24 protein-coding genes are annotated in these 22,917 nt (G+C 72.9%); 7 read left to right on the forward strand and 17 right to left on the reverse strand.

The annotated features are described in order from the left end of the window. Nucleotides 1-2: 2 nt before the first annotated feature. The 17 genes from AB0J24_RS19705 to AB0J24_RS19785 all read right to left on the reverse strand — a co-directional run bounded on the left by AB0J24_RS19705 (nucleotide 3) and on the right by AB0J24_RS19785 (nucleotide 16,718). On the reverse strand, nucleotides 3-476 hold the full coding sequence (locus AB0J24_RS19705) for a hypothetical protein (RefSeq protein WP_358683312.1): 474 nt from the start codon (nucleotides 474-476) through the stop codon (nucleotides 3-5). Between the two features lie 15 nt (nucleotides 477-491). After that, on the reverse strand, nucleotides 492-1,433 hold the full coding sequence (locus AB0J24_RS19710; protein ID WP_358683314.1) for a hypothetical protein: 942 nt from the start codon (nucleotides 1,431-1,433) through the stop codon (nucleotides 492-494). A 3-nt stretch (nucleotides 1,434-1,436) separates the two neighbouring features. After that, nucleotides 1,437-4,811 (reverse strand): hypothetical protein, encoded by a 3,375-nt coding sequence (locus tag AB0J24_RS19715; protein WP_358683316.1) that lies wholly within the window; start codon nucleotides 4,809-4,811, stop codon nucleotides 1,437-1,439. Nucleotides 4,812-4,815: 4 nt separating this feature from the next. Beyond that, nucleotides 4,816-5,091 (reverse strand): hypothetical protein, encoded by a 276-nt coding sequence (locus AB0J24_RS19720; RefSeq protein WP_358683318.1) that lies wholly within the window; start codon nucleotides 5,089-5,091, stop codon nucleotides 4,816-4,818. 8 nt (nucleotides 5,092-5,099) lie between these two features. Then, nucleotides 5,100-5,693 carry a hypothetical protein gene (locus tag AB0J24_RS19725; RefSeq protein WP_358683320.1) on the reverse strand — a complete coding sequence of 198 codons (594 nt, stop codon included), beginning with the start codon at nucleotides 5,691-5,693 and terminating at the stop codon, nucleotides 5,100-5,102. A 76-nt stretch (nucleotides 5,694-5,769) separates the two neighbouring features. Then, complete coding sequence (locus tag AB0J24_RS19730) at nucleotides 5,770-6,204, reverse strand: hypothetical protein (protein ID WP_358683322.1); 435 nt, start codon at nucleotides 6,202-6,204, stop codon at nucleotides 5,770-5,772. Between the two features lie 11 nt (nucleotides 6,205-6,215). Continuing rightward, the gene (locus AB0J24_RS19735) at nucleotides 6,216-6,704 is read right to left on the reverse strand and encodes a hypothetical protein (RefSeq protein ID WP_358683324.1); all 489 of its coding nucleotides are present in this window, start codon (nucleotides 6,702-6,704) and stop codon (nucleotides 6,216-6,218) included. Further along, a complete protein-coding gene (locus AB0J24_RS19740; protein ID WP_358683326.1) occupies nucleotides 6,705-7,028 on the reverse strand; it encodes a hypothetical protein in 324 nt (107 codons plus the stop codon). It lies immediately after the preceding gene. Beyond that, nucleotides 7,025-7,771 (reverse strand): hypothetical protein, encoded by a 747-nt coding sequence (locus tag AB0J24_RS19745; protein ID WP_358683328.1) that lies wholly within the window; start codon nucleotides 7,769-7,771, stop codon nucleotides 7,025-7,027. Before AB0J24_RS19745 ends, AB0J24_RS19740 begins: the two co-directional genes overlap by 4 nt. Then, nucleotides 7,771-8,451, reverse strand: coding sequence for a hypothetical protein (locus AB0J24_RS19750; RefSeq protein ID WP_358683330.1), 681 nt, complete (start codon nucleotides 8,449-8,451; stop codon nucleotides 7,771-7,773). Before AB0J24_RS19750 ends, AB0J24_RS19745 begins: the two co-directional genes overlap by 1 nt. Before the next feature lie 8 nt (nucleotides 8,452-8,459). After that, complete coding sequence (locus tag AB0J24_RS19755) at nucleotides 8,460-9,182, reverse strand: hypothetical protein (RefSeq protein WP_358683332.1); 723 nt, start codon at nucleotides 9,180-9,182, stop codon at nucleotides 8,460-8,462. A 142-nt stretch (nucleotides 9,183-9,324) separates the two neighbouring features. Continuing rightward, a complete protein-coding gene (locus AB0J24_RS19760) occupies nucleotides 9,325-11,097 on the reverse strand; it encodes a major capsid protein (RefSeq protein ID WP_358683334.1) in 1,773 nt (590 codons plus the stop codon). 187 nt (nucleotides 11,098-11,284) lie between these two features. Further along, nucleotides 11,285-13,066 (reverse strand): hypothetical protein, encoded by a 1,782-nt coding sequence (locus AB0J24_RS19765; protein WP_358683336.1) that lies wholly within the window; start codon nucleotides 13,064-13,066, stop codon nucleotides 11,285-11,287. Next, nucleotides 13,063-13,353: a hypothetical protein gene (locus tag AB0J24_RS19770; RefSeq protein WP_358683338.1), complete on the reverse strand. Its 291-nt coding sequence runs from the start codon at nucleotides 13,351-13,353 to the stop codon at nucleotides 13,063-13,065. The genes AB0J24_RS19765 and AB0J24_RS19770 overlap by 4 nt, the downstream gene beginning before the upstream one ends. Continuing rightward, nucleotides 13,350-16,094, reverse strand: a complete 2,745-nt coding sequence (locus AB0J24_RS19775; RefSeq protein WP_358683340.1) for a hypothetical protein — start codon at nucleotides 16,092-16,094, stop codon at nucleotides 13,350-13,352. The genes AB0J24_RS19770 and AB0J24_RS19775 overlap by 4 nt, the downstream gene beginning before the upstream one ends. Nucleotides 16,095-16,097: 3 nt before the next feature. Then, a complete protein-coding gene (locus AB0J24_RS19780; protein WP_358683342.1) occupies nucleotides 16,098-16,457 on the reverse strand; it encodes a DUF1360 domain-containing protein in 360 nt (119 codons plus the stop codon). Nucleotides 16,458-16,508: 51 nt separating this feature from the next. After that, nucleotides 16,509-16,718 carry a helix-turn-helix domain-containing protein gene (locus tag AB0J24_RS19785; protein WP_358683344.1) on the reverse strand — a complete coding sequence of 70 codons (210 nt, stop codon included), beginning with the start codon at nucleotides 16,716-16,718 and terminating at the stop codon, nucleotides 16,509-16,511. Nucleotides 16,719-16,857: 139 nt separating this feature from the next. On the opposite strand from AB0J24_RS19785, the gene AB0J24_RS19790 reads away from it, so the two are divergent. The 7 genes from AB0J24_RS19790 to AB0J24_RS19820 all read left to right on the forward strand — a co-directional run bounded on the left by AB0J24_RS19790 (nucleotide 16,858) and on the right by AB0J24_RS19820 (nucleotide 22,790). Continuing rightward, entirely contained in the window at nucleotides 16,858-17,514 is a 657-nt protein-coding gene (locus AB0J24_RS19790) for a hypothetical protein (RefSeq protein WP_358683346.1), read from the forward strand. Next, nucleotides 17,514-18,683, forward strand: a complete 1,170-nt coding sequence (locus AB0J24_RS19795) for a hypothetical protein (protein ID WP_358683348.1) — start codon at nucleotides 17,514-17,516, stop codon at nucleotides 18,681-18,683. Before AB0J24_RS19790 ends, AB0J24_RS19795 begins: the two co-directional genes overlap by 1 nt. Before the next feature lie 28 nt (nucleotides 18,684-18,711). Continuing rightward, the gene (locus AB0J24_RS19800) at nucleotides 18,712-20,652 is read left to right on the forward strand and encodes a hypothetical protein (protein WP_358683350.1); all 1,941 of its coding nucleotides are present in this window, start codon (nucleotides 18,712-18,714) and stop codon (nucleotides 20,650-20,652) included. A 305-nt stretch (nucleotides 20,653-20,957) separates the two neighbouring features. Further along, entirely contained in the window at nucleotides 20,958-21,947 is a 990-nt protein-coding gene (locus tag AB0J24_RS19805; protein WP_358683352.1) for a DUF932 domain-containing protein, read from the forward strand. 98 nt (nucleotides 21,948-22,045) lie between these two features. Further along, nucleotides 22,046-22,279, forward strand: a complete 234-nt coding sequence (locus AB0J24_RS19810) for a hypothetical protein (RefSeq protein ID WP_358683354.1) — start codon at nucleotides 22,046-22,048, stop codon at nucleotides 22,277-22,279. Further along, entirely contained in the window at nucleotides 22,276-22,476 is a 201-nt protein-coding gene (locus AB0J24_RS19815; protein ID WP_358683356.1) for a hypothetical protein, read from the forward strand. Before AB0J24_RS19810 ends, AB0J24_RS19815 begins: the two co-directional genes overlap by 4 nt. Before the next feature lie 26 nt (nucleotides 22,477-22,502). Further along, entirely contained in the window at nucleotides 22,503-22,790 is a 288-nt protein-coding gene (locus AB0J24_RS19820) for a hypothetical protein (RefSeq protein WP_358683358.1), read from the forward strand. The last annotated feature ends 127 nt before the right edge of the window (nucleotides 22,791-22,917 follow it).

Genomic DNA, 22,917 nt, shown 5'->3' on the forward strand with positions numbered 1-22,917 from the left:
GGTCAGCCCTGCGACCGGTAGAACCCGGCGGCGTCGAACGCGAACACCAGGTTGGAGCCGTCCACCGTGGAGGGGAAGTCGAGCCATGCCAGCGGCACGATCGCGCTGTTCGCCGCGCCGGCGGACGGCGCGAAGCACACCCCGATCTTCGACAGCTTGTACGGGTCGTTGGGGTCCCCGGCGGTCGACCAGGTGGGGTTGGTGATCGCGAGGTCCACGCGGTCGTTCGCCGTGCTCACGTTCACCGCCACCGAGCTGTACGACTTCCGCTCGTACCCGGTGCCCCCGGGCCACGCGGCCTCCTTGTTCGCGGTTACACCGAGCACCGCGGCGAGGGTGGCGCGGTCCACCAGGGTGCCGTCCGCCTCAGCGCCGTCCGCGAGGAGCACGACGAGCAGCACCCCGCGGCCGGCGTTCACCTCCTCCGCGTACCAGCGCGCCTTACCCAGCGACGCCAGCGTTACCCGATCAGCCATCAGTCCGTACCTCTCTCACGTCTCGACAAGAACCAGGCCGGCATCGTGGAAGCCATAGCGGACGTACGTGCTCGCGATCGGGTCGGCGACCACGAACGGGGCGCCACCCCCGATCCGCCAGCCCGCCGCCTGCTCCACCGGCACACGACCCGACCAGAGGCCCACGGGCGGCTCCTCGGCGTCGAGGGCCGCGACCTGCCAGGCCGTCGTCAGCACCACCCCGGACGGGGCACCGGGAGGTGTCATCAGCATCGGCACCAACCCTGCCGACAGGTCGCTGGGGAGCACGTTCACCACGAGCTGCTGCCACGCCCCGGACTGGAGCTCGACCTCGTCCCCGTCCGCGTCGGAGGAGTGCGACGAGGCGTTGCCGTCCTCGTCGTACTCGTCCCACACGATCCCGACCGTCAGGCCGGCCTTCCCCGCTACCCAGCAGGACAGCTCCAACGGCTGCTCCGGTAGCACCGGCACCTGCCACGGCTCCCCGTCCGGGGTCACCGGGTACAGCAGCCCGTCCCCGCCCGCGGAGCGGCCCCACTCGATGCAGCCGCGGAGCAGCGCCCGCGGCCCGAGCGTCGCGGGGTCGGGCTCGACGGAGCGCAGGTTCCGGTACGTCAACCCGCCGGATGTGACCGCGAACCCGTCCGGGGACCGGGACCGGGACCCGCCGGACGCGACCTGCTCCGGTAACCGGTTCGCGCGGCGAGGGTCGATCAGCCGCAGCGGGCCCGGGACCATGCCCGTCGACAGCGCCTCCACGTAGGGCAGCTGCGACGGCAGGAGGTCCAGCCACTTCCACGTCCACGTGCGCTGGTACCCCAGCGTGTCCCGCCACTGGCGGCCCATCAGCGACCGGCTCGACGACCCGATCCGGTCGGTCGCGACCTCGACGGCCGACGACACGTCCGGTAGCGGCAGGAGCAGCCCGAGAGGCCCCACGTAGAACCCGGTGTCCACCGGCTACCTCCGATCGTTCTCGCGCTGCCCGCGCGACACCAGGCGCGCCAGGCCCGTCCCCGACACCTCCATGCGGGCGCCGTTGAGCGCCCGGTACACGCCGTCCGCGACGGCGCCAGCCATCTGGTCCGGAGCCTGCGGCGCCGCGTCGCGGCCCGGCCGGGTCGTGCTGCCCGGATCGAACGGGGCCGTCGTGATCCCCACCCGGCGCAGGTCGTCCCATGGGTCCCGCTGCCGCTCCGGGCGGCGGTCCCGCTCCCCGAGGAGCCGCGCGAGGACGTCGCGGGGCACGTAGAGCGCCTCCCGGGAGTCCCCGGCCCGGCCGCGGTATCCGCGCTGCAGGAGCTGGTCCCACACCGCGCCGGACACCGAGCCCAGCTCGACGGCGATCTCTTCCGACGCCGCCGCCGACACTCCCGCGGCCAGCTCCCGCGCTGAGTCGATGACCCGCGGCCCGATCCGGTCCAGACCGCGGATGAGTCCGCGGCCCAGGTCCTCGCCGATGCCGGCGAACACCCGCGACGGCGACGCGATCCCGAAGAACGACTTCACAGCGTTGAGCGCGTTCCGCGCCATCGACATGAGGAAGTCGGTGACCGCCCCGGCGGCGCTGCGGAGCCCGCGCACGATGCCGTTGATGACGTCCCGGCCGACGCCGACCATGCGGCCCACCCAGCCGGAGAGCGCACCGAGCGCGGAGGAGATCATCCCCCGGATCGCGCCCAGCACGCCGCCGACCAGCGACGACATGGCGCCGATGACACCGCCGAGCATGCTCCCGAACGCGCCGAGGACCCCGCCGACCAGGGACCCGACCAGACCGATCGCGCCGCCGAGCAGGGAGGCGAAGAACCCCAGCACGCCACCGACGATCGAGCCGACGATCCCGATCACGCCGCCGAGCAGGGAGGCGAAGAACCCGACGACGCCGGCAACGAGCGACGCGACGATGGACAGCACACCGCCCACCAGCTGGGCGAACGCGCCGACGACCTGGGCGACGAACGAGATGATCGGCCCGAGGACGGCGAGGACCGCGGTCGCGATCGACGCGATGGCCTGCACCAGCGGCCCGATCGCGGGTGCGAGCGCGGTGATCACCGGGAGCAGCGCGCTGATCAGCGTCGTCGCCAGCTGCAGGATGACCGGGACCAGCGGCATGACGGCGCCGAGGATCTGCGCGAGCGCGTCCGCCACGACCGGGAAGATCGGTGCCAGCGCGGTGAGCGCCTGCAGGAGCAGCCCCGCGAACGTCTGCGCGAACTGCGCGATGATCGGGACGAGCGCGGTGATCACCGGCGTGAGCGCCTGGAACGCCGTGACTAGCACCGTCGACAGGATCGACGCGACCGGCCCGAGGACCGGGAGGAGCGCCGCGACGAGGGTGCCGGCGAGCTGCGCGACGACGGCGAGGAGCGGCCCGGCCGCGGTCACCACCGCCGCCAGCGCCTGACCGATCACGGGCAGCACGGGTGCCAGAGCGCCGAACGCCTGCACCAGGACACCGGCCAGCACCTGCGCCAGCTGACCGAGGACCGGGGCCAGCGCGGTCAGCACCGGGGCGAGGGCGGACCCGAGCGCGGCGATGACGGGCCCGACGGCGGCGGCGAGCTGCCCGAAGGCTGCTGCGATGACGGGGAGGACGGGTGCCAGCGCTGCGGTGAGGGTGGACACCAGCTGCGCGATCATCCCGGCGAGCTGCCCGAGGACGGGGCCCATCGCGCCGATGATCTGAGCCAGAGCCGGCCCGAGCGCCGTGACCATCCCACCGAGCGCGGTACCGAGCTGCTGCAGCGCCGGGGACGCGGTCTGCAACGCCTGCCCGAGCGCGCCACCGATGGTGACGGCGAGCTGCCCGACGGCCGCGATGATCGGGGCCAGGGCCGGGAGGATCGCGGACAGGATCGCGGAGAACGCCGCCGCGCCCGCGGAGATCACGTCGAAGATGCCGCCGAGGAGCTGCATGCCCTCCGCGGAGTTCGCGAACGCGTCCATCTGCGCGGTCACGTTGACCATGCCGGTGAGGAACCCGGCGCCGCCCGCCCCGGCCGCGGTCCACATGGCGGAGAAGACCCCGCCGATGTTCGACGCCACCGCCCCCAGGTCGGAGAGGGTCTGCTTCGCCCCGTCGATCATCCCCTGCAGCTGGCCGGAGTCCCGCGCCGTCACGGCCCAGTCCCGGAACCGCTCTGCCACGTTCTCGATGGCGACACCGAGCTGCGGCAGCTGCGCCGAGCCGACGTTCGCCATCGCGAGCAGGCCCTCGACGGCGGGCTGGAACGCCCCGCCCAGGCTCCTCGCCATCACCGCGGTGTTGCCGAGGACGACCCCGACCTGCGCGGTCGCGATCCCGGACTGCAGGAAGTCCATCGACTGGATCGCGCCCATGCCGAACGCCGCCGAAACGCGCCGCAGGTTGTCCCGGAGCATCGGCATGTAGGTGGTGCCGAGCGCCGATATCCGCTGCCCCAGCCCCTCGAACAGCTGCTGCTGCACGTCCAGCCGCATGGCGGTGAACGCCGGACCGAGGCCGCGGATCGCGTTGACCGTCTCCCGCGCCGATGGCGCGAGGTTCGCCATCGCCTCGCTGAACTCCTCGGCCTTGCTCGGGTCGAACGCGTTCTCCAGGGCGTCACCGATGCCCATGAACCCGATCCGGACCGCGGCCGTGACACCGGCGATACCGGCGAGGAGACCGGGGAGGACGACCAGGCCGCCGGCGAGGTTCGCGACGATCGAGACGAGTCCGGCGAGTACCGATCCGAGGACAGCGAGCCCGGACGCGGCCGCCGGGCCAGCCACGCCGAGAGCGAGGACCCCGCGGGTCAGCGACGCGAGCGGGGCAAGCGTGGCCGCGAGGAACGAGCCGAGCCGGCCGCGGTCCAAGTCCAGGTCGATATTGACGGTCGCGCCGATCCCGGCGGCGATCGCACGGACCCGGGCGGCAAGGGAGCCGGCCGATCCGCTGTCGACGTCCATCTCCACCGGGACGCGGGCGCGGACGACCCGCTCGATATCACGGACCTGCCCCCGGACCTGGGCGGCGAACGCGGCCAGGTCCCCGGGCTCGACCGGGATATCCGCGGACACCGCGTCCTCGACCTGCTGGACGGCGCGCGCCACCTGCTCGCGGAACACCACACCGTCCGCGTCGAGCGGGACCTCCAGCTCGATGGTGTTCTGAATGGCCCTGATCTGCGCGTGGACGTCGCGGCGCAGCTCGTCGGCCATCGCCTCTAGGCCGACCTCGATGGGCGGCACGTTGACACCGCGGGCGGCGCGGGCCACATCGTCCTGCAGTTCACGCCCGAGGTCGGTGGCGAACGTGCCTTCCTCGGGCGTGATCTCGATGCCGGCTTCGCCGATGATCCGGGCCATTGCGCTACCGGTCCCCGCCCTGGGCGTTGCCCATCATCTGCATGAGCCGTTCCTGGCCGGCGACGTGTTCCGGGAGCAGCCCCCACGACTCGCGGTCCGGTTCGCCGTCCACGTCGTCGCCGTCGGTGGAGTGGAACGCCCGGTCCCACAACTTCTGGACGTCCTCGACCTTCGCGCCGGTCGAGAGGAGGTCCACGACGGCCGACCACGCCGCGGAGCACCAGGTGCGCAGCGGTGTGGTCGTGGGGTCGAGGCCGTCGCGGGCCAGGCGTCCGTCCACGTACGCGCCTAGCGGGCCCTCTTGCGGGTCCGCGGCTTGGGCGAGCGCGTGGACGGTGCGGTAGGGCGGCCTCCGCTCTCCTTGGCCAGGTAGTTCACGATGTCCCGCAGCGCGGTGAGCTTCACGCGCTCGCGGGGGTCGTCCATCAGGTCCGCGAACCGGCGCAGCGACGACCCGTTCTCCCGGGCGTGCTGCATCGCGAGGTCGTGGGAGGCGAACCGCTCGCCGTCGACCTCCCACTCGGTCGGCGAGAGCTGCCCGCCATGCACGATCAGCTCGCCGTCGGAGTCCTCGTCCGGCTCGATCGTGTCGCTGTCGGCGGTCACGGCGCGGGGGGCGGCGTCGGCCGGCACCCCGTCGTCGTCGAGCAGGGTCCGCTGCAGGAACCGGACGAACACCCCGGCCTGCGCCGACTGCCCGCCCCGCATCGCGCCGAGCGCGGTGGCGGCGTCCACCTCCGCGCGGGCGGTGAACGAGTGGTCGGTCTCGCGTGGGAGACCTGTCTCCGGGTCGCGGGGACCGTACGAGCGGAGCTGGAACGGGACCAGCCGCTCCGGGGAGGTGTCGACACCGAACAGCGGTGTCTTGGTGGTGGCGGTCATACCAGCCACGCTGGTCCGGAGACCCGTTCTCGGGTCCCGGTGCGGCCCCACGAACCGGGGGCCGCACCGGGAACCGCTACCTCAGCGCCACGTGCAGGTTCCGGTCGATGAACGGGTTACCGCGGAACCCGGGGTGCCGCACGCGCTTCGAGAACACGACCCGGCCGTTCTTCACGAACCGCAGGTGCGGGTTCCGCCGGTTCTGCTTGGGCAGGATGACGTGCGGCCGGGTCCCGTCGTGGTAGAAGCCGAGGTAGTTGGTTCGACCCTGCACGCCGGCGATGCAGGTGACACCCGGCCCGGTCCGCGTGCCCGGTTGCTGGCGCAGCGTCTGCTGCAGCTGCCCGCCGGTCGGGACGTCCCGGCGCCACGCCTGGATCGTGTTCGTGCCGCGGCGCTCCATGTCCCGTTGGACCGGGCCGCCGCCGGCACGGAGGTAGGCGTGGAGCTTCGCCCGGTCCGGGCGTACCCGGCCGACGTGCGTGCCGACCTTCACCCGGTACGTCGCCACGGTCCTCTCCCCTACACCAGTGAGGCGGTGCAGTGCACCGCGTAGCCGGCGAGCGCGCCCTCCGGCCCGAGCGGCGTCGCCTGCCCGACCGTCACCACGATCCCAGGCGGCTGCTTGGCAGCCCACCGGTATGAGGCGTCCAGGAGCACGCCGAGATCAGCCAGCAGCAGCTCCGTGCACGCCGTCAGCTCCTCCACCGAGGGCGGGTCCCCGGAGCTGTCCAGGGTCGGGACACAGCGCAGCACGCGGGCGTCGTACGTGGCCCGTGGCAGCGCCACCGATCCGACGCCCCGGCCCGGGTAGGCGCCCGGCCGGTTCGTGTTGTCCGCGGTCCCCGGCAGCGTCTGCGCCAGGGTCACCGCCACGTGCTCCCCGTCCCAGGCCGCGAGCGGGCCCGGCGCCAGGTACTGGCGCTGCGGGATCGGGACCCCGGCGTCGGCGTAGGCCGCGACGACGGCCGCCATCAGCGCCGCCGCGGGCCGGGCCGGGTTGATGCCCATCTACTCGCCCCCGGGAGGGACGACTCCGGTCAGCCCACCGGTCGGGGCCGGGGAGCCCGGTTCGATCCCCCGCTCGGCGAGCTGAGCGGCCAGCACCGTGGAACGGACGCGGAACGCCTCGATACCGTGGCGCTCGGCGAGTTCGACCAGGTCATCCCGATCGAGCGCAGCGAGACGGTCCACCAGCGGTGGCTCCGCCGGGCGCTGCGCCGACCGCTCCGGCTCCGGGGGGCGGGGCCCACCGGGGGCGGTCCGGACCGTTACCGGTGCCTGCCGTACCGCCTCACGCTGACGCTGACGGTACGGGTCATGTGCAGTGCTCACAGGGTCCTCCTCAGTCTCGGCCGGTCCGGGCTCCACACCCGCGCCCGTCGTTGCAGGCCGAGTGGGTTCACCGTCCGGAGCCAGACGTCGATCTCCCAGATGCCGGTCCGCCCGCGTTCCAGGGAGTCGAACGAGTCCTGGAATCCGACCGTCACCCCCTCGCGGGTGATCGTCTGCACCCGCTTCGGGAGCTTGCAGCTGCTGTCCCCGGTGAACGCCTTCCCCAGCTCGACGGCAAGTAGAACCGCGGACTGGCGGCCCCCGACCGGCGGCGGGATACCGTGCCGGTAGACGACCTGCAGGTCCGCCGACGCCGGCCAGCGCTTCCGGTCGCGCCGCCACAGCTGCCCGGTCGCCCACTCGCATTCGGTCTCGACCGGCTCGCCGTCCAGCTCCACCGAGACCAGCTCAGTGATGGGCGGGTCCGGGAGCGCCACCACCGGCCACCCCCGGGACCCGCCCACCATCGCGCCGTACCTGGTCCCCACAAGACCGGCCGGCACGTCACTGGCAAGCACGGCGTCGTACGGCCAGGACCAGCAGGCCCGACCGTCCGGGCGCCGTACCAGCCCGACCTGCGACTCGCAGTTGCCGCTGTACTGGCGCCCGGACAGGGCGTACAGCAGCTCCGACGCCTGCCAGAGCACCGCGTCCCACACCTCATGGGGCAGATCGGGGCGCTTGACTGGCAGCTCGGAGACCTGCGCCCAGGGGCGGCAGATCGTCCGCGAGTCCCTGACCATCAGCCCGAGCCCGAGTCCAGCTCGACGGTCTCGTACCCGGGCGTGTACTCGGGCAGCGACTCCTCCAGGACCCACTGGTACACGCGGTCGGACACCCAGGTCCAGGTGCCGTCCGCGCCCGCACCGAAGTTGATGTTCTCCGCGCCGGAGCCGTTGAACGTCGGGGTCAGCGGGTTCTCCGCACCCAGCTCGAACCCGTCGCTCGACTGCACCAGCGACAGCCGCGGCAGGAGCCAGTGCATGTAGCCGATCTGGCTGCCGCCGGCCACCGCGCGCGACCAGAGCTCAACGGCGACACCGTTCGGCTTCGGTGCCGCACCGACCTTCGGGGCGGCGTACCCGATCGCCTGCTGCGCCTGGTCGCCGGTGCCGAGGATGATCTCGCCGCCGGCCAGGAACTCGGTGTTCCGCGGGTCCGGGGTGCAGAACGAGAACTCCGAGACCTCCATCGAGTCGATCGTCTTGGGTGCCTGGAACACCATGCAGGTCACGCCCGAGCCGTTGGTCTGCTTGACCGCCTCCGGCTCGTTGAGGGTCAGCCCGAGCCCCACCTTGATGAGGCTGTCGGTCCAGAACACGTTGTCGTCGCCGCCCAGCGGGGCGCCGGTGGCGTCCAGGGCGGTGAACTTCGCCAGGAGCGCGTGGATGCTCCCGGCGCCGCTGTAGCCTGCTCCGGCCACGGCTCCTCCTACGGGGTCACCTGGCACGAGACCAGGGTTGCGGGATCGAACATGACGAGGGCGGGCCGCTCGGCCCACACCTCGATCTGGTTGTTGGCGACGTTCGTGACCTCGCCCGGCTGGTCCAGCACGTCGATCGCACCGAACCAGGCGGTGACCGGGCCGGACCCGTAGATCACCGCCGGGGTCGCGTCGGCCGGATAGCCGTAGTCGGCCACCACCACCGAGCCCGCCGTGGTCATGAGCAGGTCGCCCATCGGCATCAGGTGGTCGACCAGCGCGGGGAGCGCCGCCACCGGCACGTGGACGTGCGGGGAGCCGAGCAGGAGTCGTTCACCGACGGCCTGCTCAACCGCGGCCACGGCCGCGAGCACGTCCCCCTCGGCGTCGAGGACGGTCCCCCCAGTCGCCGCCAGGTGCGGGTTCACGTACCCACCGCCCAGCTCCGGGTTCGCCCAGTCATAGCGGTCCGGCAACTCGTACGGCGCGTCCCGGGTCAGCTCTCCGCCCCACAGCTCCCGCGCCATCGCGCGGCTGGTGACCGCCTCGCAGCGGTGCCGCGCCCGGTCCGCCATCTGACTGGCCTCCGGGCGCGGACCGGTCACGCTGGTCTGGACCAGGAACGGGCGAGCAGCGGTCGGGCGCAGCTCCCCACCGTCACCGTGCTCCACCTGAGCCGGGTCGCAGTCCGCGACGAGCCGCCACGCGGGCGCAGGCTCGTGCCAGGTCACCACCCCGCTGGTCCAGCGAGCGTTCGTGTCGCCAGGCTGGGCAGCCGCCAGCAGTCCCCCAACGCGGTGAGGGACTGCCGGCGGCGCCATCGCCGGGCTCAGCATCGGCGTTGCCATTGCTGCTCTCTCAGCCCGGCCCGGATCAGCCGCCGACGGAGGTCACGGCCGGCTCGACCGTCCCGGCGCTGGCGCCGTTCGGAGTCAGGTCGGCCACGATCCGCAGCGACTCGATGCCCTTGAACGCGACCCCGACCCACTCCTCGGTGAAGGTGCGGTAGCGGTTCTGCTCGATCAGCCGGGAGTCGCGCACGACGCCCAGGTCCAGCTCGCCGCCGTCGAGGTGCAGCCACTCACCCTCCAGGTAGAGCAGAGCCTCGACCTGCGTCGGGAACGGCGGCACCGGGTCACCGTTGGAGACGCGCAGGCCGTAGCGCTGCGCCACCGCGGCCGGGGTGCCGGCGGCGGTCGCCTCCCCGTCCAGGTGCCAGGTGATGTTGACGTTCCGGTCGGAGAACCAGCGGGCGATCAGCGAGTCCGGCGCGGAGAAGTACTGATCGTTGCTGGTGTGCAGCGCCCGCAGGACGTCGACCCGCAGCATGTTCTGCACCCACAGCGGCAGGATCATCCGCATCGGCACGGTGGAGTCGAGCCGGTGCACCGACCGCTTGTAGGCGATGACCTGGTCGAGCATCGCCAGCACGTCACGGGTCGCGCCGAGCACGCTGTCCCACGTGATCGTGGTCGAGGCGGTCATCAGCTTCCGGAGGAGCCGGTTCTCCGACCACCGGGCGTGCGCGACCATCGCGGCCTTGATGTTCGCGGCCGTCGACTCCGGGTCGAACCGCGTGGTGACGTTGGAGAACTCCAGCTGGAAGGTCTCCGCCTCGACCTCGGCCTCGATCATGTCGGGGCAGTCGACGACGGCGTACGGCTTCGGGTCCGGGTCGAGCGGCTCGCCCTCCCCGTCGACCGTGCCGACCGCCGCGTCCATGTCGTTGGTCCACACCCCGGACGCGCCGGGTGCCGTGGCAGCACCGTCGAGGTTCGGGCGGAACCAGATACCGCCGCGGTCCGCGGTGAACCCGACCAGGGCGTCCCGGACCGGGCGGGCGATGGAACCCACCACGTCGATGCTGTAGTCCGGAGTGAACGGCGCGCAGAGACCACCCGCGGCGACGAGCGCACCGGTGTCGGTCAGTGCCTCGATCTTCCGGGTGTTCTCGTCGAGCTGACCCTTGACGAGGTGCCGCTCCTTCGGGCCGTCCTGCTTGAACGTGGCCACGTGCACCAGCTCGTTGCGGCCGGACGTCGCGCGCGACACCGCGCGGAGCCGATTCGCCATCGCAGAGGCCAGCTCGTCGCGGGTCAGCTGGTGGCCGGCGCTGTAGCCGGTGTCCGCGGCAGCGTAGATGGCCGGCGCGTTCCGCTGGTTCACCGCGGCGGACGGGGTCCGCCTCCGGGTGCGGGCACCGATCCGCCCGAGCGCGGGCCGGTTCGCGGACGCGGCGACGGGCTCCCGCTCCCGGTCGCCCTCCGCGTCGGCGTCGGCGGTCTCCTCGGACTCCTCACCGTCACCGGCGCCCTCGGTCTCCGCGGTCTCCCCGCCGCCGTCCTCGCCGTCCGCGTCGGCGTCGGCGTCGGTCTCGGCGGTGGCGGCCACCTCGTCGAGAACCCCGCGGGCAGCCTCGGACCGCTCGGCAGCAGCCTGGGCCCGGCCGTCCTGCTCCGCCTTGATCTGCCGGAACGCGTCGCCCAGCGCCTCGATCTCCGCGTGCTGCTCCTCGGTGACCTCCCCGGCCTCGATGGCCGGGGCCAGCTCCTGCATCCGCGCGGCGATGGCCTCGCGCGCCTCCGTGAGCTGGTCACCGGTGGCGTCGCCCAGCGCGGCCAGCAGCTCCTTGATCGTCTCGTCCATGACCCTCGTCCCTGCTCGGTCTGTCCTGGTGTGGCCTGCGCTGGGCGCGTGGCCGCTCGTGCTGCCGCTAGGCGGCGTGCTCACCAGGGACGCTAGGAACGGGCCGCGAGCGCGGGCCGTGTTGTTCTCGGGCCGAGACACAGAACGGCCCCCACCCGGGCAGAGTGGGGGCCGTTCCGAGGACGACCTAGCCGCGCGACACGGTGTCCAGCACGTGCCGGGCCCGCACCGAGCGCAGCATCCGGAGCTGATCCGGGGGCAGCCCCGCGCCGGCGGACACGGCGTCCTCCGGCTCCGTCACCGTGATCAGGGAGGCGTCGCAGACCACCTCCACCGTGACGTTGTCACCGTCCGCGCCGACCACGGTCCCGACAAGCTCACCGCCCGCGGCGATCGTGACCATGTCACCGGGCGACACCGCAGAGGTCTCCTCCGCGTCCTCCGCCGGCTCCTCCTCACCCGGGACACCCTTCGGGGTCGGTGCCATCTGCGTCTCCTTCGTCATGCTCGTCGCAGCCGGACCGGCCGCGATCAGTGCGGTAGTGCGCCCCGACGCCACCCGCGCCTGGACACGAGGGATCGGGAACCCGGGGGTGTTGACGTTCAACACGGCCACCAGCTCGTGGCTGCCGTTGATCGGACGCCAGTCCCCGGACGGCGGGGAGGCCCGAAGGACCCGCACTTGCTCCTCGGTGACACCGGGCCGGAGCGCGCCGGCACACCAGATGCCGTGCTCGTCCTCGCCCACGGCGATGTCCGCGACGGCGGCTCCGGTGTTGTCGTAGTGCGCCACCGCGGCCTGCGCCCCCTGCGAGAGGTCGGCGTGCCCGGTGCCCAACGTCAACTGCCCCACGGGCACCTGCTCCCCGTCGCTGGTGAGCACGTACCCGGTGAGGAAGTAGGCGTACCCGCTCCGGGACCGCGGTGTCCGCGTGCACCCCGGCAGCCCGATGTGGCAGGTCGTCCAGTCCGCGATGTGCCCGAACACCCGGCCGTCCTCGGTCACCTGCAGCGGGGTCGGCTCCGTCAGCCCAGGATCGGTGAACCACTCCGACGGCGGGGTCACACAGGACGCACACAGCGCCGACTCCGTCTCCAACCGGAACGCTCGGCCGCGACCCGACTCCACCGCGGACGCCGCGAGCGGGGCCGCCGACTGGCCGGGTGCCGGCGCGTCGTCGGGCAGCACGATGTGAGCGCCCGGGAACGCCGGGATCGTGCACACCGTCGCCGCCGCCATCCGCCCGGACCGCAGCACGAGGACTCCCTCGTCGTCCGGGTCGTCCTCGTCGAACTCGAAGTCGGCGACGGTCTCGGCCAGGTCCACCGACAGCCCGGTGAGCGCGCCCGCGTACATCAGCGCGTAGTCGGGGTGCTCCGGGTTGACGTACAGCTCCGGGGCCCGCCACACGTAGGTGCCCTCCGGGAACGGCTCCCCGGTGTCGATGTTCGTGACCTCCGGGCCCGGGACCCGTTCGAGCTTGTCGATGCGCCCGGCCACGGTGGCATCGAGGTGCCCGCCCTCGCTGGTGCGGGACAGCGACATGAGCGCGTGCGGCAGCGCCCGGTGGGTCAGGCCGCCGACGTCGATGCGACGGCCGTCGCCGGTCTGCATGCCCTCCACGACGACGACCGGGGCGGAGGCCCGGACCCAGCCGTCGGGGTCCGGCAGGTCCCGGTCCTGCCCGAGCACCGGCACCAGGTCCGGGGCGTCGTCGGTGCCGGCCTGTGCGCAGGTCACGCAGATGACCTCCACCAGGTCGTCCCCGGCGTCGGTGCGCCCGACGGGCCGCTCGGTGTAGTAGCTGCCCTGCTCGAACGGGGCGTGACAGCTGACGCAGCCCAGCTCGGCGGCCACGTCCGCGGAGGTCACCAGGAAGCAGGGGCGGCCGTCCGCGCTCGCGGTCACTGCCCGCCCGGCCGGGAGCGGCCGCAGCGTGCCGGCCCCGAATCGCTGCTGCACGGTCATGCGTCCTCCTCCACGCGGCCCGGCCAGTGCCAGGTACCGCCGTCGTGGTGCCGGCCGTCGCACAGCGCGTGCTGGTCGGTCACCCGGTCCGTGCCCGGGTCGAACTCCACGCCGCCATCCGCGAGCGAGTGGAAGAACATCCCGGTGGGGTTCAGCACCGCCAGACCGACGTGCTCGTGGTCCCGGGCGACTTCCGTCACCGTCGCGGCGCGGCAGGCCGGTGGGAACCGGCCGTCCGCCGAGCCGCGGCTGACGTAGTGAACGACCCGGCCGGTGCTCGGCTTCACGGTGTCTCCCTCGCGTTGATGTGTCTCTCCCGCAGCTCGACCAGCTCCTCGTGCAGATCCCGCTGCGCCTGCGCGTGCGTCCGGCCGTCGGGCAACGTGCCCCGGCCCGGATACAGGTCGTCGATCTCGGCCATGAGGATTCGGGACTCCACCTGGCTGTCCCGCTCCGTCAACGCGGACGCGTCGGCCTGCGCCCGCGGCTCGTCCGGGTCCATCGGGACCGCCCAGATCGGGAAGAACCCGCACAGGCAGCCGTCGTGGTCCCCCGGGCTGTAGTGGGACCCGATCCAGCCGCGGTCCTGCGGCTCCGTGGCGAGTACGTCATCCGTCCACGACGCGAACCGCTTCCCGGACAGCTCACGGTGCGGCAGGAACGGCACCCGGTGGATGCCGTAGTACTGCCACTCGTAACCCAGCTCCGCGCCGCCGTTGCTGCGCACCACCTCCGCCACGACCTCCCCGGTGGCGAGACCGCGGAGCGCGTTCCCGGCCCCGGAGAGATGCCGCTGCCCCCGGGCCGCGACGCCGGCGCTCTCCGGTGGCATCCCACCGGCGCGGGCGAGCGCGGTCCGCAGCATCCGGGCGGGCACCGGGCCGGCCGGAGCCTCACCGCGGTCCAGGCGCGGAGCGACCCGGCCCGCCAGGACGTCCCGGATCAGGGTGCGCAGCTCCTGGTCCAGCTGCGGCCACGCCGCCCTGGCCTCCGCCTCCAACCGGGACACCAGCTGCTCGTCCCGGGCCCCGACACCGAGCATCGCGGCGACCACCTCCGCGATGGCCTCCGCCGCGGCCTGGATCGCGCCCAGCCACAGCTCCCGCAGCTGGTCGGTCGACCCGGTCAGGTCCGTCTCCTCGGAGTACGGGCCGAGCCGGTCCCCCAGCTCGGCGCACACCTCGACGGCCGGTCGGTCCCGGAACGCGGCCACCATCTCCGGGTCCCGCTGCGCGCGGGCACGGGCACGGTTCGCGGCCCGCTCGACCGCCCTCCCCACCGTGGCGTCGGCGTGCGCCAGCAGCTCGGTGATCAGCTGCGCGTCGATCCGCCCCAGGTCGGCGCAGGCACGCTCGACGACGCGGTACGTGTTCCGCCGCCGCGGCGGCCCCGCCGCGTTGATCGGTGCCGGCGCCGGTGGGGGCCCCGGTTCGGCCGGCGGCTCCCCCGACGGCGGGTCCCCGCCGCCACCGTCCACGGTCGGGGCGCCGTTCACGATCTGCGGGGCCCGCTGCGCCCTCCCCGCCTTCGCCGCAGCCACCGCCGCCCGCATGATCGGGTGGTCCTCCTCCATCCCAGCGAGCGCCAGCATCAGCGGCACCTGCTGGTCAGAGATCGCGCGGGACTCCAACGCGCGGAACAACCGCTCGTTGAGCTTCGGCCGTTCGTCGTCGGCGAACCCGAGATGCCGGACCAGAGCCTCATCTGAGAGCGTCCCCGCCGCGTGCGCGTCCCGCGCGTCCTGCCCCCGGTTCGGGTTCTGCACCAGCTCGGCCGGGTCGAACCAGAGCACGACCCGCTCCACCTCGTCAGGTGGGCAGCCCATCTCCCGCAGCATCGGCCGCAGGTACGCCGACGTGAGGGAGTCACACAGCACCTCGGCGCGCGGCTCGATGTGGTTCCGCACGGTGTCCGCGGAGATTAACCAGCTCGACCAGTGGTTCCCCACCGAGAGACCGGTCATCACTTCCGGTGGGATGTTCAGGGCCCGCGCGAGCACGGCGACTTTCCGGTCCCGGCGGTCGTTGAGCTCGGCCGGGTCCTCCCGAGGGATCGGGACCGCCCCGAGGAGGTCCTTTGCCGCCTTGTCCTGGATCAGGCCGGGGCCGCGCATCAGCAGAGGGACGACGGCCTCCGGCGCGTCCTCGTTCTGAATCGGCTCGATCATGGAGTTGACCAGCTCGTCCATGAACGGGTCGTCGTCCTCCGCCGCGCCCGGGACGCTCGCCTGCACCGGGGCGCCCCCGGGGCGGGACAGGGAGAACTCGTCCGGGACGTAGAGGATCTGCCCGGAGGAGATTCGCGAGCGGGTCGAGGCCCGCATCAGCCGGTCGATGAGCCGCAGCTCCTCCGCGGTGTCGAGAGCCGACGCCAGCTCGGAGTCCGGCCAGTCGTAGTACTGAGGGTGCGGCCGCCAGACGCGCAGCAGCTCCACCTGGTCGGGGTCCAGTTCCCGGCCGCCGCCACCGGTGGTGGACCGGGCACCCGGCTCGATGAGCCGTATGCGGCCGTCGTTGGTCACGCTGATCTCGGTCACCGACCGCACGGACCAGGACTCCCCGGTCGGAGAGTCGGGGTCCGGTTCACCGAGGAGATACCCCTCGGCGGCCACCTCCAGGTTCTCCCCGAGCCGGGCGAGGAGGCTGGACCCGCGCACGTCGAGATTGATCCGGGCGATCGCGGCACGGGCAGCGGCGGCGGTCGCTGCGGACACACCGTCGGTGCCGCCCTCTTGCAGCGGGATCGGCTCGCGTCCCTCGCGCTGGTTGACGGCCGGGAACACGCGGAGGCGGCCGAGCGCGTAGGCGATGAACCCAGTCACGAACCGCAGCTCCGGGACGGTGTCGCGGTAGCCCCACGCCGCGGCCTGCCAGTCCTTGCGGCGCAGCAGGGTCGGGGACGGGTTGCTCAGGTCGACCCGGCGGCCGGCCGCAGTGAGGGGACGCGGCCGGTGCGGCAGCTCCGCGGCAGCGGGTACGTCGTCGTCGGCTGCCTGCCAGCGGCGCAGCCAGTCCCCGGTGATCCCCACCGCTTACAGCCCCCAGCTGTCAGGGGTACCACCGCGTGCCACCAGGTCGTGCCCGGTCGCGGCATCGGCGGCATCCTCGGCAGCGGCGAGGAGACCAACGGCGGCGCTGCCTGCCAGGACGGTCGCGAGCGGCCCCCACACCCGGGGGGCGGTGTGTCGGGCGATAGCGACGAGCGCGGCGACGTGGAACCCGGCGCACCAGGCGCAGTGCAGCAGCTCCCCCCAGGCCCGGTCCCCGGCGGCCCGCGCAAGTCGGTCACGCAGGTCGGGCAGCGGGGGCAGGGTGTCACGCTGCAGGAGACGCACCAGCCGGTAGGCGGCCAGCGCGTCGGTCACTGCGGCGGCAGGGCTCGGGGTGCGCACGTCCCCGATCGTCGGTAGCCCCGACGTGTCCGGGGCGGGGTGTTCTCGGGGCTACTCGGTGCTGCCGCGGCGGGCGTCCCGGAGCGCCGCGAGCTGACGGCGCAGGTCGTCGAGGTCGTACCGGTGGTGACCACCCGCCGTCGTGAGGGTCGGTTCGATCTTCCCGGCCGCGACCCAGCGGGCCAACGTCGTGCGATCCACCCCCACGGCTTTCGCCGCTTCCACGGAGCCCATCAGGCGGGCCGCCTCCTCCTCGGTCACGGGGCACACCTTGTCACGCCCCCGCCCCGGGGGCCGCAGACGCCACGGGATGCGACAGACGCGGCAGATTCGCTGCGCTACGGTTGCCACAGATCGCCACCTATGCAACGTATGCCATCGGATTGACCAGGAGGGCCACGTGGGACAGCAGGGGACGCGGTGGACACCGGAACAGGTGGCCATCGCCCTGGGCGTCGCCGGTTCGATGGCCGGCAACGTCACCTACGCCGTACAGAAGGGCTCCCCGATCCTCATCGGGGTCGGCGTCGGCATGTCCCTCGTGCTGCCCGTCGCCGTCCGGCTCTGGCGCTCCACCCCGACACCGGCGAGCGGCTTGCGCCGGATGGAACGCGCGCTCGTCATGGGCGGCATCTGCCTGGGTGCCGCCATCTACTCACTGGTCCACATCGCGGACGTCCTCCACGCGGCCGGGCTCCCCCTCGGGATCGCGTGGATGCCCGGCGCGGTGATGGAGCTGCTGGTGGTTCAGGCGGCCCGCGCCACCGACCCGGCGGAGCCCGCACCGCCGGCTCGCGCTGCGACGCCGCGGAAGCAGCCAGCGGCGGGCCGCGCGGTGGCCCCCCGTCCCCCGTCCCCGCCGGTGAAGCGTCCCGGTGGGGACGGGACCCGCCCGGTGGCCGGGGAGCCGCAGCGCCCGCAGCTGGTGCCGACCCCGGGCGTCGAGGACGAGACACCGGAGGAGCGCAGGCGTCGGCAGGAGCGGGAGAAGAAGCGCCGCCAGCGCGCACGGAAGGCCGAGCAGCAGTCCACCACCACTGAGGAGGGCACGGGCTGATGGGGATCAAGTACAAGAAGAACAAGAAGTGGGGCAGCCGGTACTTCCACGTCGCGCTCAACTTGACGCAGAACGGGTTCTCCTCGGTGGGGTTCAAGGTCGGCCCGCTCTCGTGGAACACCCGCACGAAGGCGTTCCGGTTCGACGGGCCGGGCGGCATCTACTGGCAGCAGAGCAAGGGCAAGCAGTCCGGGAACCGGGAGCAGCGCCGCGCGAGCGGCGACACCGCTTCCCGCGGGCGGGGCCGCAAGCGCCGCGGCGCGGTAGGCGCCCTGGGCGAGTGGAGCGTCACGTGGGTGTCCCGTGGCGCGCGCTGGACCGCCGTCACGGCGGGACAGGCCGTCCAGGGGCACGTGGACACCATCACTGCCCCGGGCCGGCTCGCGGCAGAGCGGCGCCGCATCCACGGGCGGGCCCCCGTCGTCGTGGACATGACCACCGGGACGGAGGAGCGCGCGGACCGGGTGGACCTGCCAGACCCGAGCTACACCCACCCCGGTCTGGACGCCGCCGCTCTCGCCGTCTGGCGGGACCAGCTGTCCCGGGACCGGTCACGGAGCGTCGAGCACCTGTCCCGGTACCGGCCGTTGTCCCCCTGGGAGCGGCTGGTCATGCGGTTACGCGGGGACGACCCGACTGAGTGGGAGCGCAAGGACGCCGCGATCGACGTCGCGCTCGCGCTCCACCGATCGCAGCGGGCGCTGGCTGCCGCCGGTGTCCCCGCTGTCCGGCCGTCCCCGGTCCCGGGGCTCGGCGTCGTTACCAACGAGGAGGAGGACACCGTGGCGAACCCGGTGCGCACGCTCACCGACCTGACCGACCCGCAGATCGACCCGCACAACTACGCCGAGGAGCTGCCGGAGCACATCACTGCCGCGGCCGGTGCGGCACGGGAACGCGCCGAGCAGCACGCCGAGCACGCGGCCGGCCTCCGGAAGGAGGCTGAGGCGGTGCAGGCGTACGCGGAGTACATGGAGCGCGCCCGGGTCGACGCCAGCGTGCTGTCCGAGCTGCACGAGGCCGCGGAAGCGCTGGACACGGCGGCCACGGCGGCCGCGACGATCGCCGAGCAGTACGAGGCGTGCGCGGACGCGCTCGCCGCCGGCGGCCGTACCGCGCAGTCGATCTACGGGGAGCACCAGCCGCCCCGGTTCGACCAGGCCAGCTGAGGGCCGTGGACAGACGCGGGATGACGACATGAGCAACCAGGACACGGAGCTGGGCGCGACACAACGAGCGCTGGACCGGCTGGACCACGCGCTGATCTACCGGTGGCCGCACATCGCCGGGCCAGCGGTCCTCGCCGTCTTGTCCCTCGCAGTGACGTGGGGGACCTATGAGGCGTCCCACCGGTGGCCGCTCGTCGGGTGGCTCCCGTGGGCGCTGACCGGGTTGTCCCTCGTCGTGCTGGTCCTCGGGATGGACTCGGTGTCCCGCCTGCCCGGTCCCCGGGAACGCCGCTGGGCGGGACTCCTCTGGGTGGGGGGGACGGCGTGGACGACGGCCGCGGGGTGGCTGTCCCCCTTCACCGGCCCCACCTGGCTGGGGCTCGGTCCCCTGCTGTGGGCGTGGCTGGCGCTCCTCGTGATCGGGTGGCCGCCGTATTTCAAGCACCGGCGGGTCCGCCGCGCGGTCGAGGTGTCCCACGAAATCGCCGCGTGGTCCGGGGACGCGGTGGGGCTCCCCCGGGTGGACCTGGTGTCCCAGGGCGGGGGCGCGGACAGCCACTCGTGGTGGGCACGGCTGCAGCCCCGGGTGAAGGGCGAGTACACGCTCGCGAAGCTGCGGCAGGCAGTCCCCCGGATCGCCGCACGCTACGACGTGGCGCAGGGGGACGTGTCGATCGAACCGGTGCGGGACGGCCGGGAGGGCGAGTACCTCCTTCGTGTCCAGACGTCCCCGCGTGAGGAACGCGGCGCCGCGTGGGACGTCCCGGAGAAGGCCCCGGACGCGCGGGACCCGTTCCCGATCGGGGTGCAGCCGTCCGGGGCCCCGATCTACGGGGAGCTGGCCCGCCGTGAGCACGGCGGCGTGGACGGGCTCGCCGCGGGACAGAAGGGCTACGGCAAGACCGAGTACGCGAAGCGGACGGCGCTGCACGCGCTCGCCTGCCGGAACGCGCTCCCGCTGATCTGCGACCTGAAACCGGGCTCCCCGGACTACGGGGACGGCATCGGTCCCGCCGCCTACGTGTACGCCACGGCCCCGGCGCAGGTGGACCTGGTGGTGCGGGCGCTGCTGGTGATCTGTGAGCAGCGCGGGAAGGTGAAGCGCCCGGACCGCAAGGTGCTGGTGTTCCAGCTCGACGAGACGGCGCTCTACTTCACCCCGACCGTGCCGGAGCCGGCCCCGAAGGACATGACCGACCCGGACCAGCGGCGGCGGTGGGCGCAGCAGGCGAAGCGGGCCGCTGAGCAGACCGACGCGGACCGGGTCGGGAACATGGAGCGGCTGGCCGCAATCTCGCGGGCGTTCGATGTGGCGTTGCGGATGCAGGTGCAGCGTGGGAAGGCCGCGACGCTCGGTGGCCCCGCGGTGCGGTCGGCGTTGCTGGCCGGGGAGATCGTGGGGTTCCACTCCCCGCGGGAGGCGGACGGCGCGCTCCTCTCCGACGACGGGGAGTTCCAGCTGTCGAAGCTCCCTCGTGGTGTCCCCGGTGAGTGCCTGGTGCAGAACGGGGCGCACCCGGCGGTGACCCGGGGCCGGCTCCACCGGGTGACCCGGGAGCAGGAGCGGGCGGTGTTGGAGCGGTTCGGCAGCGAGCAGGGCGATCTGCACGACGACGAGCTGCGGGCGCTTGACCGGGCGCTCGGCCAGGACTGGCACGACCTGCGCGCCGCGAACCGGGTGCGGGCGGTCCCCCCGATGGTCGAGCCCGAGCCCGAGCCCGAGCCGGTGGCGCGTGTGGTGGCGGCCCGGATGACACCGGAGCAGTCCCGCCAGCATGTCTTCGACGCGCTGGTGTCGGTGGGGCGCCCGGCGTCCCTGGCGGAGGTGGTCGCCGCCGCGGGTAAGGGCGACACGCTCGTGCGTGGACGACTGGCGGAGCTGGTGGCGGAAGGTCGCGTGGAGCGCACCGGGCGGAACGTGCGGACGCGGTACGCACCCACCGGTAGCACCCCGGGAACCCCTCAGTAGACCCCTCACCAGCCCCTCGGTAGACCCCTCGGTAGCCCCGCACCGGGGGGTCTACGCGCGCGTGCGCGCGCCTGCAGGGCACCCGGTGACGCTGCGCGTGGGCGCGCCCGGAGGCCCCGGCCCGGCGCCTTCGGCCGTAGGAGGTCGACGACCTCCGCTCAGCAGCCCCCACGTTCGACCCTAGGCGTCTACCAGGCAACGAGCCTGACCTGCAGAGAAGGCTAGACACTATACTGGCTGAACCCGTATGGTTGCGGTCAGTGAGGCGGTCACTCCGGCCGCCCCGACCGGAAGGACCACCCCCGATGGCCCACGAACTCGACATCACCAACGGCGTCACCTCGTTCGCATCCGCCCGCGTCCACGCCTGGCACCGGCTCGGGCAGGTCACGCCCGGCCTCATGTCCGTCGACGAGGCCCTGGACGCCGCGCACCTCCGCGGCTGGGACGTCCGCCTCTCCCCCAACCAGACGACCGTGCTCGGTGAGGACGGCGTCACCACCCTGGACACCGGCGGTTACTCCACCGTCCGCACGAACCCGCAGACCGGCGCCCCGGAGGTCCTGGGCGGCCATGTCTCCGACGGTTACGTGCCGGTCCAGAACGAGGAGCAGGTCGAGTTCCTGCAGGCCCTCCTGGATCAGTCCGGCGCGTTCATCGAGACCGCCGGCGCGCTCCGCGGTGGCCGGCAGGTGTTCCTGTCCGCTCGCCTCCCGGAGGAGATGACCATCGGTGGGGTCGACCCGATGCAGCTCTACGTGTCCGTCCTCAACGGGCACGACGGCAGCATGGCGCTCCGCGCGATCGCGTCCCCGGTCCGGATCGTCTGTGCGAACACGCAGTCGGCCGCGCTCCGCTCCTCGCAGCAGCGGTGGAGCATCCGGCACACGAAGGGCGCCGTGAACGCGGTGGCGCAGGCCCGGCAGACCCTCGGGCTGGCGTGGAAGTTCAACACCGCGTTCGAGGCGGAGGCCGAGCGGATGATCCAGGAGCAGCTGACCGACGGCGAGTTCGACCGGCTCGCCGCGCAGCTCCTCGGGGCCCCCGAGTCGAAGGACTCCCCGCGGACGCGGCGGAGCAAGGCCCGCCGGTTGGACACGGCGCGGTGGCTGTTCCGGGAGGCCCCGACCCAGCAGGCGGTCCGCGGTACCCGGTGGGCCGGCTACCAGGCGTTCACCGAGTTCGTCGACCACTACCAGGGCGGCAGCGAGGACAACCGGGCTCTGTCCGCGGTGTCCGGGCCGGGCGCCAAGACGAAGGAGCTGGCGTTCGACCTGCTCCGCGTCCCGGCCTGATCGACCGTCCGCTACCGGCCGCCCCGGACGTGGGGCGGCCGGTCCCCAACGATCCGGACGTCCCCGCGCGGGGCCCCGGGATTACTCGAGGAGGAGCAATGACCGACTTCGCTGACCTGATGCTGGTGGTCGTGTGGCTCGTGATGGGAGCCGTGGCGATGGCTGGCTATCACCGCGGGACCCGCGCGATGGCCGCTGCCGGCCACGCCCACCTGGTGGCCGACTACCTGATGGACCGGTGCGGGGTGACGTTGGAGCAGGTCGACGAGTGGCACCGGGAGCAGCACCCCGAGTGTTTCGACGACAAGCCGGGGCGGGAGCCGGGCCGGTGAGCACCGCCCGCCCGGCGCCGCTGATCGCTGGCGAGGAGGCGTACCGGCACGAGGGTTCCGCTGGCGCGACCGAGGCCGAGGCCTTGGACGTCGCCCTGCACGAGGCATTGCGGGCCGCGGGCCGGCCGGTGCCGGGCACGCCGCGCAAGACACGAGCCGACAAGCGAAAGACCAGAAGGTCCTCTAGAGTGATCTGAAATGAAAAGCACCCGAGGAGGGGAACATGGCGCGTATCAATTTCACCAAAGCTGAGATGGATTATTTCGCCACAATGGCCGGTACGGACCACCCGGGTGCAGTTGCCGACCGCCGGATTCGGGCGTACGCAGAGGAAAAGGGCGGAACAGTTCTTGCGTTCTGGAAGCTAACCCAAGGCCGAATTTGGGGCGATCCAGTAACTATGACAACTGACGAAGCCGCAAGCATTCTTAAGCTTCCGCTAGAGGAAGCTCAGAAGATCGAGCACGCCACGCTAGTCGCCTGCGGATACAGAAGCGAGCCAAAAGCGTAGGTGTCGCCTCAAGCCCGCCGGAGGAGAACCAGCGTGTGACACCGAGCCCACGGCGCCGACCACGGGCCGCCGGTGGGCGGGCATGCGCCACGGTGTGCGCCGCGGGGCTACTGACGAGCTGAACCGG

This window comes from Pseudonocardia sp. NPDC049635 (genome assembly GCF_040659795.1).
Classification (GTDB): domain Bacteria; phylum Actinomycetota; class Actinomycetes; order Mycobacteriales; family Pseudonocardiaceae; genus Pseudonocardia.

Coding starts and splice junctions, on each gene's coding strand:
- AB0J24_RS19705 (WP_358683312.1), bottom strand. CDS start 476: ATGGCTGATCGGGTAACGCTGGCGTCGCTGGGTAAGGCGCGCTGGTAC.
- AB0J24_RS19715 (WP_358683316.1), bottom strand. CDS start 4,811: ATGGCCCGGATCATCGGCGAAGCCGGCATCGAGATCACGCCCGAGGAA.
- AB0J24_RS19725 (WP_358683320.1), bottom strand. CDS start 5,693: ATGACCGCCACCACCAAGACACCGCTGTTCGGTGTCGACACCTCCCCG.
- AB0J24_RS19735 (WP_358683324.1), bottom strand. CDS start 6,704: ATGGGCATCAACCCGGCCCGGCCCGCGGCGGCGCTGATGGCGGCCGTC.
- AB0J24_RS19745 (WP_358683328.1), bottom strand. CDS start 7,771: ATGGTCAGGGACTCGCGGACGATCTGCCGCCCCTGGGCGCAGGTCTCC.
- AB0J24_RS19760 (WP_358683334.1), bottom strand. CDS start 11,097: ATGGACGAGACGATCAAGGAGCTGCTGGCCGCGCTGGGCGACGCCACC.
- AB0J24_RS19765 (WP_358683336.1), bottom strand. CDS start 13,066: ATGACCGTGCAGCAGCGATTCGGGGCCGGCACGCTGCGGCCGCTCCCG.
- AB0J24_RS19795 (WP_358683348.1), top strand. CDS start 17,514: ATGGGGATCAAGTACAAGAAGAACAAGAAGTGGGGCAGCCGGTACTTC.
- AB0J24_RS19800 (WP_358683350.1), top strand. CDS start 18,712: ATGAGCAACCAGGACACGGAGCTGGGCGCGACACAACGAGCGCTGGAC.
- AB0J24_RS19805 (WP_358683352.1), top strand. CDS start 20,958: ATGGCCCACGAACTCGACATCACCAACGGCGTCACCTCGTTCGCATCC.
- AB0J24_RS19810 (WP_358683354.1), top strand. CDS start 22,046: ATGACCGACTTCGCTGACCTGATGCTGGTGGTCGTGTGGCTCGTGATG.
- AB0J24_RS19820 (WP_358683358.1), top strand. CDS start 22,503: ATGGCGCGTATCAATTTCACCAAAGCTGAGATGGATTATTTCGCCACA.